Consider the following 14,094-nt stretch of genomic DNA (forward strand, 5'->3'; position numbering starts at 1 on the left):
TTTACACTAGGCACTAACAACCTTGAGTGGTGATATTAATCAGTCTACTGATGTGCCTGCACTTTGGTAGGTGACATTAAAATCTTACACTCAGTGCATAATCAAACAGACTTGCTCGCTGCAAATATGTTTCAGCATCAGCCATAACAATTTTGGATTTTGGATTTTGGATTTTGAAGTGATTTTTGGGGAGATTGATGAGGGAGTTGAACCATTACTGGTTCTTCCCCCAACCTCCCGTTCTTCCCAAAACATCGCGTGATTTTGGATTGAACGCAATATAGTCACAATCTTCTAATTTAGGTAGTTTCAGTTTATTGGTAGCGTGGGCAACGAGCGCCACAAGCGTTAATTCGGTAAATTTTTATGATGTAGTGCAGGCTACCAAAACGTGAAGCCAGATGCAAGCGATCGCGCCCATCTTACCTGGAAAATTCTTTTAATACATAGTGTTCCACAGTGCCTTTCTCATCTTCATATGTTTTTGAGTAATTTTCTTTAATATAAGCGCTGATTTTTCCGTCACTTTTGAATCTCTCTGTCCACCTGGCAAACACAATCTGCTCTGGACGATATTTTTGTAATATCGTCAGTAAATCGTCGTTGGTCAAATTTCCTGAATTAAATCGTTTTTCTGATATTACCGCAATTTCGGGCGGCACAGGTAACCCTGCATAAAATGCGTATATTGGACGATCTGTGAATAGCCATTGAGTAGAATCTTTATATTTTAACACCAAATTCATAACTTCAAAATTTTTGGGTGGTTTGCCTTTAGGCTTAGCAGGAATTGCAATCATTGACAAAATTAGAATTGCTGTTGCAATTCCTGGTAAAATCAGCTTTTTTATTTTCAGTGACTTGAGATTAGAGTTCCAGCCGGCGGGGAAAAAATCAATAATTAAAGCAACTCCATAGGCAGCCAGCCAGGTAATCGGAATTGCCAACAAAGTGTAGTGATGATCCCAAACTGGTTTATGGTTTAAAAGAAGTAAAATAGCTGTCCCCAGCCACGCTAAAGGCAAAAATCCTTCTCTTTGTTTATTTATAAAAATTCCCCAAACACCTATCAAAGCTAGAAATAGAGAATCCAAGTCTTGAATCATTAAGAAGCGCAAATAATCAATATTATTAAAAATTTTAAATCCAGCTTTTGTTTTTTCTCCTAAATGAGCTTGAAATAGCTGCTCATAATTTAATGAGTTACACAAGATGCCAATAGTAACGTAAACTCCTAAAAGAGTACCTAGCCAAAGCAAAGGCGAATACCAGAAGTTATATTTGGACAAGACAGGCTTAACTACCCGACCTTCTTCGCTTATAGGAGATAGAGAGAAATTGAACACCCCTCTCTTGGTCGGTAGGGGGTTGGAAGAAACCTTACCCTCTGGATTATTATTTGCATTACAATCTATAATTTTAAAATCGCACAAATAGAGCAGCATCAGAGGGATAAGAAAGACAGTAAAAAGTTTCGTTTGTAAAGATAAAGCAAACAAGCTTCCTGATAAAATAATAAATATTTTACGAGGGTGGCGTTTATAGAGGGCCAGGAAATAAATAGAAAACATCGCCAGGGACAAAGTGGGAATGCCAATCATCACAGCAATACTGAGCCTAACAAATAACCAGGAAGTCAATAATAACAGCGTCGCTACGAGAGCTGGTATCATCCCCAGAGAGTAGCGGATAATTTGATAAAATGACCAAACTAATAATGCCGAAAAAAGCAAAATTAGCAAGCGTGCCGCAAAAACTGAATATCCAAATAAACTGAACCAATGTGATAAAGTAACCGTTAAAAGAGGCGGTTGATCGCTCCAAATTTGCGTATAAAGAGAAAAGCCTTTCGAGTATAAAAGCGCTTTAATTAAGTTTAGTCCCTCATCATAGTCAAATTCAAAGGTTTCTCTCACTGGTCTGATGGCGAGAACAAAGCCAATATAAAGAAACATTATGAAGACGTTAATAAAAATTGTTTTAAGCTTGGGCATACTTAAAGAAAAGACACACTTGATTGATACTATACTCGCTCAGGCGTTGTTTGGCATCTTGACTGCTTAAATCTGCGGTTGTAAACTTCACTCGTTGAATTTGAGCCGCAGACAAATTCTAAGAACGGGACATACAGCACGAGTGAGAAGAGCAATCCTCCAGCAATAACCCACCAGAACCCAGAGTTGTGATTCGAGGGTTTTCAGACTAATGCGGGATGAAGAACGACGTTATTAGCTTGTCACGGATAAAAAAACATCTTATTATTACATGAATCAAGTTAAAAATTTAAGTGGTATAGGTGAGATGAGAAAGCTTATAAAGGATTTTCCTTTAATTTATCTAATCTTTGCTACCCTCTGGTTAAGAGTAATCAATTTAGGATATTCAGATTATCAAGGCGACGAGATTAAGGCATTGTACCGACCCGAAGCAGGGCAAGGAATATCTGAATTTTTGTTTAGCCAAAGGAAGGGCCCAATACAATTTTTGGTTACGTATATTATTAAAATATTTAACCCTAATTATGATAATGAGTTTTTTGTTAGGCTACCTTTTGCTGTAGCAGGAATACTCGCTGTATATTTTTTTTATAAGCTCGTTGAACTCCATTTTGGACAAAAAATCGCTTTGTACTCGGCGTTCTTTATGGCAACTAACGGTTTGTTTGTTGCTTTTGCCAGGATAGTTCAATACCAATCTTTGGTAATTTTATTTTCAATTTTAGCTTTATATTTTTTATCTCTGTATATCGAAAATGAGAAGTGGAAAGTTTCCGGTTTATATTTAGGAATAACTTTTTGGGGATTTTCTATCCTTGCACATTTCGATGGAATTTTTATAGCGCCCTTTGTTTGTTACGTTCTCTATAGCTGGTATACAGATAAAAGTATATTGTCAAAAGAAGTTAAATTTAAACATTTGAGTTTTAGTTTACTTATATTGGTAGGAATAATAGCTAGTTTTTATGTACCTTTTTTCCTATCGGTATCCGAATCTACTAAAGAATATTGGGCGAATAGAATAAGCACCAGACCAGAAGATTCAACAAGTACATTCAAGATTTACAATCCAATCTTTGTCATATACCTATATGCCATATTAGGCGCTTTGTCTCTGTCTAAGATAAAAAAGACATTTTCAGTTATAGTTTGGTTTTTGTTCCCTTTTGTCGCTATGGAAGTATTAGTTAGCCAACCGGGAACACATATTTATACATATATATTACCTTTTTGTATTTTAATCGCCTATGGATTGGAGAGATTAGAGTTTTTAGTTAACAGAAAATCTAAAGTTAATTTTAAATTTTTGTCGATAAAAGTGGTAATGTGTTTGTTACTTTTTTTACTTGCTCATGTAATGTTTGTAGATCACAGTAAAGAGTATGCTTGGGAAGATAAAAACTTCTTGATGATAGAACTTCCGAAAAAGCATAAACAAAGTGCATTTGCCTTTCCCTATTATAGGCATTGGGAAGAAATTGGGACATATATGAAAACAGTAAATGAGCGGGGATATTACTTAACGAATGAGAAGAAAAGTATTGTTAGATATTATGTACCTACAGAATTTAAAAATGTAGAATTAGAAGCTGAAGTTAATAACTTGTCGGGATATACTTATCTAATACACATCAAAAATCCCCAAACTAGGAATGAAAAAATACTAGGAAAAAAGCCGAGTTATTGGGAGCAATATGAACCAGTAAAAACTTTCTCAAATAATGGAAGGATAGTAGCAAAAATTTATCGTTTATCAAGAAATGAGCTGGAAAAGATGAGACAGTAGGGTGGTGAGGAAACTTAGTTTAGCAAAACAGAGAAGTTCGTAGAAACCAAACAATTCATCCAGTTTACTGCTTCGCTGGGTTGAGTACCGAACGGCGAACCTACATATTAGGGGTAGGTGGCGGGTGTGAGGATTATCTGTAGGAATGCAACATCGTATAACAATATGACTGCTGACGTGTAGCATATTGGGCTTTCATAGTGCAAAATTAGGCAAGAACCAGAAATTTACCTGGTGGTCGGGTCAAAAAAGCATACTGATAGGGCAGGGGTCTAGATGGAAGCGGGTCAATATTCTCAACCGTCATCGTCTAACGGGAATGGCAAGCAACGTAAAGACACCGATTTATCGCGTTTGTCGCTAAACGAGGAAACTCAGTTTCCGCAAGGCGATCGCGAGGAATTGAATGTGCGTCAACTGTTGATGGTGGTGCGTCGCCGCGCCTTGGTGATTTTGGGGGTGGCGATCGCAGTGACATCCGGTGTCGGGGCGTGGACATACAGCCAGACACCCAAGTATGAAGGCAGCTTCCAGCTACTGGTAGAACCAGTTACAGCTGAAAATAAGCTAAGTAAATTAACTCAAGTGCCTGGTGTCGCTCAAGATCTACAAGAGTCTAGTTTAGATTACGAAACCCAAATTAAAGTTTTACTTAGTTCGGAACGAATGGCGGGGATTGTCGAATTTCTAAAAAAACGCTATCCCGACGTCAGCTATGAGTCGCTGGTTGTGGAAAACCGACTCAATATTATCCAGCTGGAAAAAACGAAAATTTTAGAAGTCCGTTACCGCGATACCGATCCGGACAAAATTAAGTATGTCTTATTTGAACTAGCGAAAGTTTATCTCAGGTACTCGCTGCAAGAGAGACAAAGCAACCTCAACCAGGGAATTAAGTTTGTAGAAGGTCAATTGCCTGCTTTGCGGGAAAGAGTGGACAAACTCCAGGGACAACTGCAAACATTTCGCCAACGTTACAATATCCTCGATCCGGAAGAACAAGCAAAACAACTGGCTCAGCAAGTAACTGAGATAGAGGAACAGAAATTAGATACTCGTGTAAAACAAAATGAAGCAAGTTCGCTGTATGCAGCGCTACAAAAACAGTTAGGCATACCACCACAACAAGCGATCGCAACTGCTGCACTCTCAGAAGCACCGCGCTACCAAGACTTACTCAAAAAGTTACAGGAAGTAGAAACCAAACTCGCCACCGAATCAGCGCGGTTTTTGCCAGAAAGCCCCAATATTCAGGCACTACAAAACCAACGGCAAAATTTGCTGCCTTTATTGCAAAAAGAGGCGGCGGCGGTGCTGGGAACTACCGCTGTTACTAATGAACCTTCCCTTGCTTCTCCAAATTCAATTCGCCTAGAACTAACTCAGCAATATGTTGATGCGGCTAACCAAATGCAGGTTTTGCAGGTGCGCTATCAAGCGATCGCACGAGCCGAAAATATCTTAAATCAACAAGTAAGATTATTGCCTGTAATTGCCCGTCAATACACGGATTTACAGCGAGAACTCAACGTAGCCACCGAGAGTTTAAACCGATTTCTCGGTGTCAAAGAAACCCTCCAGATTGAAGCAGCGCAAAAATCTCTACCTTGGCAGCTGATCTCCAAACCCCAGAAGCCAGAACAACCAATCTTTCCCAAGCCGAAGCGGAATATAATTCTGGGAGCGATCGCTGGTTTAATGTTAGGGCTAGCAGCCGCCATCCTCGCAGAACGACTAGACAACGTATTCCACTCCCCTGAAGAACTCAAAGACAGCACCCGCTTGCCACTTCTCGGACTTATTCCACATCAAAAAGAACTTAAGCTATTCAAGCCAATAGTCGAGTTAGTCAACTTAACGCAAGGTGAAAGTAGTCACACCAAAGCGCAGAACCAAGCCAGGGAAACCACCGCAAGAGAGCGAGCCAACAACCGCAAAGCTAGCTGGTACAACGCTTCACCCTTCTTAGAAGCCTTCCGCTCCCTGCATACGAATGTTCGCTTTCTCGGTTCTGATACCCCCATTCACTCCCTAGTAGTTAGCTCAGCCTCCCCCGCAGACGGGAAATCTACCGTTTCCGTCCACCTAGCGCAAGCCGCCGCCGCAATGGGTCAGCGAGTCCTGCTAGTGGATGCAGATTTGCGCCGTCCCCAAGTTCATCACGTTCTGGGTTTAGAAAATAACCAGGGACTCAGCAATGTCATAGCGACTGGTTTAACCCCCAGAGAAGCCATTCAGCGATTACCTTCTTGGGATAACCTGTACGTACTCACAGCAGGACAAATCCCGCCAGATCCCACCAGGCTGCTTTCCTCTAAGCGAATGCAGTATTTAATGGAGCAGTTAAACGCCGTTTTTGACCTGGTTATCTATGACACGCCGCCTATTCTGGGTTTAGCAGATGGCAGACTTTTGGCTGTACATACCAATGGCGTGATCATGGTTGCCAGACTGGGTAAAACAGACCGTTCCGTGCTACTGCAAGCCATAGATGCGTTGAAAATTTCCAGCGCCCCTGTGTTGGGTATGGTAGCTAATGGTGTCAGGAGAGGAACCAGCGGTTCTTACTATTACTACACCCGCTACTACACTTCTGAAAATTCGGACGTAGAAAATGCCAAAAAACTCTTGCAGAAACGATTTAACGTCCGCAGTAATTAATCATTAGTTATTAGGGTGGGAAATGCCCACCCTAATAATTGGTGTGGCACTCAAGTTTGTTTGCTAGTTGCCCAGCATTGTAGGTGCGTGACTCTATCAGTCTGTCAGCCTCGCGCCTCTGGTATTGAACTACCTTCATGCTTGTACATGAGTCAACTCATGGGTAAGAAGTCCGCCTGATTTGTTGTTAACCTATAGGTATAGAAATTCCTTTATTAATCGTCAAAATTTCTTCTTCCGAGACGTTCTATAGAATGCCTCTACTCACCATTATCTATTTAAAACTGCTATATATCACTTAATTTTACGAGGCGTAAAATGTGAGTTATTACGAACATTTTGCACCATTTTCAATAAACAGGAAGCAGCAATCTATCCACCTTTCGCTCCCAGACTACGAGGCTGGGAACGAGAAAACGAATCATGACTAAGCACCGTAAAAAGAACGATACCACTCAACAAAACGGGGAATTCCCACCTCAATAGAAGTTGAGGGTTTAAAGCCAACATCTTTTTGCAAATCATCAATATTGGCATAAGTTTCTGGAACATCACCCGGTTCCATTGGCAACAAATTTTTTACAGCTTTAGTACCAAGACAATCTTCCAAAACCTCAATGAAATATCCTAATACAACAGGCTTATTGTTGCCAATATTGTAAATTTTGTAGGGGGCGGCACTTATTCCCGGATCTGAATCGTATCCCGACCAGTCAGGATTTGGTGAGGGAATATTATCAGATACCCGCAAAACTCCTTCCGTAATATCATCAATATAGGTGAAATCGCGCCGCATTTTCCCATAATTGAAAACATCAATCGCGCGACCTTCTAAAATGGCTTTAGTAAACAAAAACAGCGCCATATCTGGACGACCCCAAGGCCCATAGACCGTAAAGAAGCGCAGTCCAGTGGTAGGTAAACTATACAAATGACTGTAGGTGTGAGCCATCAATTCATTTGCCTTTTTAGTTGCTGCATATAAACTCACTGGATGGTCTACATTGTCATGCACCGAAAAAGGCATTTTCTTATTAGAGCCATACACAGAGCTAGAAGAGGCATATACTAAATGTTTGACTCCCGAATACCGACAACCTTCTAAGATATTCATAAACCCCACCAGATTACAATCAACATAGGCATGGGGATTTGTGAGCGAGTAACGTACACCCGCCTGAGCTGCCATGTGCAACACTCGATCTGGTTTAATATCGGCAAATAATTGCGCCATACCCTGACGATTAGCTAAATCCAGTTGGTAAAACAGAAAATTATTTTTGTCCGTAAATTGAGCCAAGCGAGCCTGCTTTAAAGTGACATCATAATAATCATTGAGATTGTCGAGACCAATGACTTCTTCTCCTTGATCTAGCAACTGTTTGCACAAAAAAAAGCCAATAAAACCAGCGGCACCAGTAACAAGAATTTTGCTCATATTTTGTCTTTACTAGCTGTTTTGAGAGTAACAATCTCTGCGGGTTTATTTCCTGGTAGTGGGAATAGATCACCAACACGAGGATGTCCAAGCTAATTAATCTATCCCAAAAACCCCAGTGGATGCCATAGTTACTTTGAACTGCCTAATCATACGCGATCGCGCTCTTGCGCGGTCTTGTACAATGTCAAACTGATAAAGCTCCTTGACCATATCGGTTATTAAGCTGTTCCGCAAGTCCCACAGATTCTTTTGCACCGGGAAACTCAGAGCTAGTCATTATTCATTAGTTTTTTATATACACTTGACAAAAATGAAATTTCCCCCACTTTGGCTCGGCATATTTCTGGTTTCGCTAGCGCTGCGTGTTGTAGCAATTACCGTTCCCATTAATTCGGACGAAGTGTTGTGGATGACTCGCGGCAGCACCTTTATCAAGCACTTGTTGGAGGGAGACTTAACTGGCACATATCTTCGTCATCATCCGGGCGTAACCAATATGTGGCTGATTGGCATTAGTATGTTATTCAATTGTCAGCTGCACAGGCTGTTTCCAGGTTTAGATCAGCCAGCAAATTTAGATGCTTGTTTGGATACCGTTCAGTTTCCCATAGCCTTTTACGTGCTGCCTCGCCTGCTACAGGCAGCGATCGCTTCCGGTTGTATGGTGTACCTATATGTACTCACCAAAAGGCTTTTGGGGCGATCTGTAGCGCTGTGTACCCTAAGTTTACTGCTACTAGAACCGTTCTTTTTAGCTTATCAGCGCTACCTCACCACCGATGCGCTAATGGCTGACTTTAGCGTTTTGGCGTTGCTATTGTTTCTGCTTTATCTGCGGGGGGATGTCCGGCGCGATCGCAAATTACTCATTCTCTCTGGTGCGTTCATGGGGTTGGCGACGGTTACAAAAGTAACTGCGCTGTTTCTCTTGCCTGCTATTACTATCTGGGTAGTACTGAGTGAGTTCGGAGTTTGGCGAATTCCTCAAAAAGGTTGGAAGCGTCGATTTGCGGATCTCCGGTGGTGGGGAGGCAGCATCTTAGTTACAATTATTGCGATTTGGCCTGCAATGTGGGTGTCACCCTCCTATGTTGTGAGTCAGATTTACAAAGGCGTGTTGAATGAGTCCGCTAGAGGTCTTCTTTTCTTTTTAGGACAGATTACTGATTCGCCGGGAGTTATTTTTTATCCGCTAGTGCTGGCTTATCGTCTCTCCCCAGTGTTGCAAGTGGGGTTACTGGCTGTGGGTGCAGTGTTGGTGATACCCAGGCTGCGACGTGGTAGAGATAAGCCAGACCTAACCCTCTTGGGGGAACCGGATTTGGGGGAGAGGTTAGACCAACGCCTAGCGGGGAAAAACCCCGTGGTAAAGACTGGCGTGCAGAGGTTAGCCGAAAAGTTTTGCCAGCAGGAAGTTATTGCACTTGCATTAGTACCCTTGTGTGTCCTACTTATCCTCTCGGCTAGCGATAGTAAGATCGACCGTTACATTAATCTTTTCTTGCCAGTGCTGGCGATCTTGGCTGCGGTTGGCTGGTTAGAAATTGCCCGTTGGCTGCGGTTTGGCGCGGGTAAGATTAATCGAGGCGTAACGAGTGCGATCGCGCTGTTTTTATTGCAACTAATCTTCCTTGTACCCTACTGCCCTTATTACTTGAGCTACTATAACCCGTTATTCGGTGGTTCGCGGGTTGCCAAAGATATATTTATGATTGGTCAAGGCGAGGGTCTTGACCTTGCCGCTAAATGGTTGAACCAGTTACCTAACGCTAAACAAATCGTAGCAGCTAGTTGGTCAGGGAGGGCTTTTGGGGCATATTTTCAAGGTCAAACTATCTCAATATACAAATTCGTCGAACCTGAACAGCCTTGGACAAAGGCTAATCGCGTGGTCTTGTACTACAACCAATTCCAGCGTCAGTTGCCAGATCCAAAGATGCTAGCTTACTTTGGGGCGCAGCAACCTTTACATACCGTGCGGCTGCACGATATTGACTATGCAAAAATCTATCCTGGTGCGGTTCCCTTAGCTGAAGATTTAAAACGCATCCAGTTTCCTCTCGACTTGTATTTCGGGGAACAAGTACGCCTGCGCGGTTATGATCTTAAAACATCAAAATCTTCTTTAAGTCAAGAGGTTTTAGTAACATTTTATTGGGAATTTCTGACACCATTGCCGCCAGATTTGACGATTAATATTAGTTTGCGCGATCGCGTTGCCCCAATCGCTACTCGCGAGGGAAAACCACTGGACGGCTATCTTTCCCAAGCTCAAACACCCTCAGGCTCACTATTGCGCGATGTCCACAAGCTAACACTACCCCCCGGTACGCCACCCCAGCGTTACCGCCTTGAAGTGGGGTGGTTCTCCGATAGCAACAAACAAGCCTTGCCAGTACGCGATGCGACAGGAAATTCCCCAGGAACCCAGGCAGTTATTGGCGAAGTCGAGGTCGTAAATTGACACTCCCCACGGCAATACTTTTCCGTTAGTGCCATGAACCTCCAAACTCCCGCTTAAAAAGGCGGATTGCAGGGTGGTTTCATTTATTAAAAGAAAATTCTGTAACGTTGATTTTGTTTAGTGGTAGGGGCATGGTATTGCCATGCCCCTACAAAATCTCGCAATTTCCGATATTTTCTAAGGGTTGTATGAAACCACCCTGCCCTTTTTAAGGGGATTGGGGGATCAAATGTATTGCATCAAAAAAGTGAATTCGGGTAAATTCACGTTTTTACTGAAAGATCCTGAAAAAGTTAAAGAAAGTGAAAATACTCCCAACCGGACTTAAAATCGTGCCTAGAGTATCTGAGACACTAGCAAGACCGGAGCGGTTTACAACAACTACATCGTTATTCCGCAGAATGGGATTGCTTTGATCGTTGATCCCCTGAGCCAAATTTATATCCACCGTTCGTTTAGAGACGGTGCCGTTGGGGTTGAGGCGAATCAGATCAACCCGGCTCTTGCGGGCGCGATTGTTGAACCCGCCAGCTGCCAGCAGCGCTTGATTTAAAGGGGTGTTGGGTGGCACCTCCACAGACCCAGGTCGGGCGACTTCCCCGACCACATTCACTCTAATGAGATTAGGAGAAAAACTAGCTGCTGCTATTTGGGGTGCTTCTGCTGGGTCTATGTTAGTGGCTGTGGGAATTGCAATAGTATCTCCCTCTTGCAAAATTGCATCTTGAGCCAGATCCCCGCCTTGTAATAGTTGCCAGAGGTCTACGGCGATCAACTGTTCGGCACCTGTTCTGGTGGGGCGGCGGATTTCGACGCGGCGAATGTCAGCTGAGGGTGTAATACCGCCAGCGAGTTGAATTGCCCGCGTGACTGTGGGGCGATCGCCTACAACATTTCCGGCTCCACCGGGAAGGGCGCTGGGTCCAGTGACTCCGGCGGGATTCTGAACGACGTTTCCTGACGTAACCGTATAGGGGCCGGGACGCAATACTTCACCGACAACAATAATTTTCAGCGGTACGTTTGGCTGGGATGCAAAGGTGGCATCAGCTAGTAGACGGTTTTCGGCGCTATTGAGAGTCGTGGTTGTGGGGATAAAAATTGTATCGCCATCGCGCAGAGAGATGTCTTGACTCAGGTCGCCGTTCCTGAGTAAATCAAAAAGATCGACGTTGAACTGTTGCTGGCTTCCAGGGGCGCCCCGGCGGCGGATCTGTACAGAACGGACGTTTGCTACTTGGGTAATGCCTCCAGCCAGCTGAAGTGCCTGAGTAACTGTGGGAAATGTTCTACCTTCAGTTAGGGGAACGGTGTAGGAACCGGGACGAGTGACTTCTCCGGCGACGCTGAGTTTGACGGGACGGGGCAAGAGCAGACTCACGGTGAGTACGGGGCGTCTGACAAAGCGAGCATAAAGGTTAGAAATTCTATCGCTTGCTTGTCTGATTGTCAGTCCCTCAACTTCTACGCTGCCGACGATTGGCAGGTTGAGGGTGCCATCGACTAAAACCTGATATTCGCCGCTGTATTCGGGAACGTCAAAAATATCCAGACGAATGCGATCGCCCCCTCCCAATGTGTAAGCTGTTTCTGTCGGCGCTCGATTGACATTTGGAACGTTTTGTGTTGGCGGAGCGGGAGGCGGCTGGAGATTAGGAAGTTGAGCCATTACCGGAAGGGAAGCGTTCGTGGAAGCGATCGCTACCACAGAGAAACCCGCAATCGGTCGAAGCAGAAATCGACGAAAACTAGCACCAGTCATAGAAAAATTACCGCCTATGTCAGATTGTTTTTTTGCGCTTACGTTAGCACTATGTATTCAAAAACTATTGAGTTTCGTTACACAAAGTCACGCCTATGACGGATAGAATCCCAAAAAAGTTGCAATATATAGTTGAATGACAACCGTAATTTTCTCAAAGTCGTGTAACTTTGAGGTGACAATAGAAATTGCGGCAAGTAGAGGAGTGGTAAGGTCATGACACCAGCAAAGGGTAGGGGTCGTTTAAATCAAATAAACAGGAAGCTGTGGTACAGAGTACCCATCTTAATGAGTTTCTTTGTGGGCAGTGGGGGAATCTACGCGGTAAACAGTTGGGCTTCCCCGGCAGCAAATTCTAGGATAGTGGCATCAAACCCCAGAGGGAGCGGAGCCACTGGGGAAGCACTCATGGAAACCATTATGGGGGCTGATGCTCTGCGTCCACCAACGAACCCGCCTGCTGGAGGAACCGCCACCAGATCCAATTCGGCGCGGCAGAGAAAGAGCGTACAGCAACGCCCGGTGATTAAAGCCCCAGCGAGAGTGGCTCAAGCAGTAAGCAGCTTCCCTGATGTTCAGGGAAACTGGGCGCAAGCTTTTATTGAAGAACTGGCAGCCAGAGAAGTTATCGTCGGCTTTCCCGATGGCACCTTCCGCCCGAATGAACCCGTTACCCGCGCTCAGTTCGCCGCCATGATCCGGAAGGCGTTCCAAACATCTGCCACTCGCCAAGCAGTGGATTTTGTAGATGTACCTCCGAATTTCTGGGCTTATACGGCAATTCAGGAAGCATACCGGACTGGATTTTTGGAAGGGTATCCTAATCGAGTTTTCCTTCCCAATCAAAGTATCCCTCGCGTCCAAGCTTTAGTCTCATTGGCGACCGGGCTTAACCTTCAACCGACGCAAAACGTAGCTTTAAATACCTTTTATCAGGATGCTGCCAGCATACCTGACTATGCGCGGATTGCGATCGCAGCTGCCACCGAAAATCAACTTGTTGTCAATTTTCCCAACGTTGCTCTGCTTAATCCTAATCAGGTAGCAACTCGTGCCGACGTAGCAGCGTTTATCTACCAGGCGTTAGTTAACGCGGGGCAATTGCAGCCGCTACCCGCAACCAACGTAGCTACTCGTTACATTGTCGGCTACGAACCACCAGTAGCATCAACACCCCCACTTACCGCCGAACAAGTTGCAGCCCTCAGACAGCAGTATCGACTTCCCGAACCATCTATAGTAGAAGAACTACGGCGCTTAATTGGCGGTAACTCCAGTATTGGTACACCCACAGGTTTCGGCGCTGACCGGGGACAGGCATATATCGGCGCAGGCTACCAAGAAAGAACCCGTGGCACTAATCAGGATGACGGGGTGATTGCAGCTGGTATTGGTCTTGGTGATGCCAGAAAAGCCGTTGGTGTAGAAGGCACAGTCTCAATTTATGACCTGTTCGGCGATGATAGCTTCGAGGATGGCGGCATTAGCTTCAAAGTTCACCGTCTGTTTGGCGAGGACTTAGCAGTTGCTGTAGGAGTTGAAAATTTCGATACCTTTGGAAATCCCGACCCCGGCTACAGCACCGTTTATGGTGTCGTCAGTAAAGTTTTCCCACTAGCATCTCGGACAACATCCGGCTTTACCCCTTCTGTCACCGCTTCTGTGGGCTTGGGCGGCGGTCGCTTCCGTTCCCTCGCTGATATTAGGGCTGGCAGAGATTCTGTGAATCCGTTTGGTAGCGTCGGCGTGCGGGTGGCTCAACCCATCTCCCTTATTGCAGAATGGAGTGGTCAAGATTTGAATTTGGGTGCTTCTATCGCTCCATTCCCGAATATACCGCTGATCATCACCCCAGGTGTTGCCGATGTGACGGGTAATGCTGGTAGTGGTGGAGGAAGGTTTATTCTGGGTGTAGGTTATGGCATCACCTTCTAAAAGGCAAAAAAAACTTTTGCCTTAGGCAATGTGTAGTAGGTATTTCAT

The 14,094-nt window shown here is 44.3% G+C and carries 7 protein-coding genes; 4 read left to right on the plus strand and 3 right to left on the minus strand.

Translation table 11 applies throughout. The features are described 5' to 3' along the window. Nucleotides 1–422 precede the first annotated feature (422 nt). Nucleotides 423–1,955, minus strand: a complete 1,533-nt coding sequence (locus NDI42_RS18305) for a glycosyltransferase family 39 protein (protein WP_199311205.1) — start codon at nt 1,953–1,955, stop codon at nt 423–425. Nucleotides 1,956–2,265: 310 nt separating this feature from the next. Between NDI42_RS18305 and NDI42_RS18310 the strand changes: the two genes are divergently transcribed. Together NDI42_RS18310 and NDI42_RS18315 are read left to right on the plus strand one after the other, a co-directional pair. Continuing rightward, on the plus strand, nt 2,266–3,783 hold the full coding sequence (locus tag NDI42_RS18310) for an ArnT family glycosyltransferase (RefSeq protein WP_199311206.1): 1,518 nt from the start codon (nt 2,266–2,268) through the stop codon (nt 3,781–3,783). 276 nt (nt 3,784–4,059) lie between these two features. Beyond that, nucleotides 4,060–6,444: a GumC family protein gene (locus NDI42_RS18315; RefSeq protein ID WP_190456163.1), complete on the plus strand. Its 2,385-nt coding sequence runs from the start codon at nt 4,060–4,062 to the stop codon at nt 6,442–6,444. A gap of 427 nt (nt 6,445–6,871) precedes the next feature. On the opposite strand, the gene NDI42_RS18320 is transcribed toward NDI42_RS18315, so the two are convergent. After that, nucleotides 6,872–7,882: an NAD-dependent epimerase gene (locus tag NDI42_RS18320; protein ID WP_190456165.1), complete on the minus strand. Its 1,011-nt coding sequence runs from the start codon at nt 7,880–7,882 to the stop codon at nt 6,872–6,874. A 313-nt stretch (nt 7,883–8,195) separates the two neighbouring features. Here NDI42_RS18320 and NDI42_RS18325 point away from each other — a divergent pair, with 313 nt between their 5' ends. Continuing rightward, nucleotides 8,196–10,349 carry an ArnT family glycosyltransferase gene (locus tag NDI42_RS18325; protein WP_190456167.1) on the plus strand — a complete coding sequence of 718 codons (2,154 nt, stop codon included), beginning with the start codon at nt 8,196–8,198 and terminating at the stop codon, nt 10,347–10,349. A 271-nt stretch (nt 10,350–10,620) separates the two neighbouring features. On the opposite strand, the gene NDI42_RS18330 is transcribed toward NDI42_RS18325, so the two are convergent. After that, nucleotides 10,621–12,111 (minus strand): SLBB domain-containing protein, encoded by a 1,491-nt coding sequence (locus NDI42_RS18330; RefSeq protein WP_190456169.1) that lies wholly within the window; start codon nt 12,109–12,111, stop codon nt 10,621–10,623. 216 nt (nt 12,112–12,327) lie between these two features. On the opposite strand from NDI42_RS18330, the gene NDI42_RS18335 reads away from it, so the two are divergent. Next, nucleotides 12,328–14,046, plus strand: coding sequence for an S-layer homology domain-containing protein (locus NDI42_RS18335; protein ID WP_190456171.1), 1,719 nt, complete (start codon nt 12,328–12,330; stop codon nt 14,044–14,046). Nucleotides 14,047–14,094: the final 48 nt, after the last annotated feature.

It is taken from the genome of Funiculus sociatus GB2-C1 (assembly GCF_039962115.1).
GTDB lineage: Bacteria > Cyanobacteriota > Cyanobacteriia > Cyanobacteriales > FACHB-T130 > Funiculus > Funiculus sociatus.

Coding starts and splice junctions, on each gene's coding strand:
- NDI42_RS18305 (WP_199311205.1), bottom strand. CDS start 1,955: ATGTTTCTTTATATTGGCTTTGTTCTCGCCATCAGACCAGTGAGAGAA.
- NDI42_RS18310 (WP_199311206.1), top strand. CDS start 2,266: ATGAATCAAGTTAAAAATTTAAGTGGTATAGGTGAGATGAGAAAGCTT.
- NDI42_RS18315 (WP_190456163.1), top strand. CDS start 4,060: ATGGAAGCGGGTCAATATTCTCAACCGTCATCGTCTAACGGGAATGGC.
- NDI42_RS18320 (WP_190456165.1), bottom strand. CDS start 7,882: ATGAGCAAAATTCTTGTTACTGGTGCCGCTGGTTTTATTGGCTTTTTT.
- NDI42_RS18325 (WP_190456167.1), top strand. CDS start 8,196: ATGAAATTTCCCCCACTTTGGCTCGGCATATTTCTGGTTTCGCTAGCG.
- NDI42_RS18330 (WP_190456169.1), bottom strand. CDS start 12,111: ATGACTGGTGCTAGTTTTCGTCGATTTCTGCTTCGACCGATTGCGGGT.
- NDI42_RS18335 (WP_190456171.1), top strand. CDS start 12,328: ATGACACCAGCAAAGGGTAGGGGTCGTTTAAATCAAATAAACAGGAAG.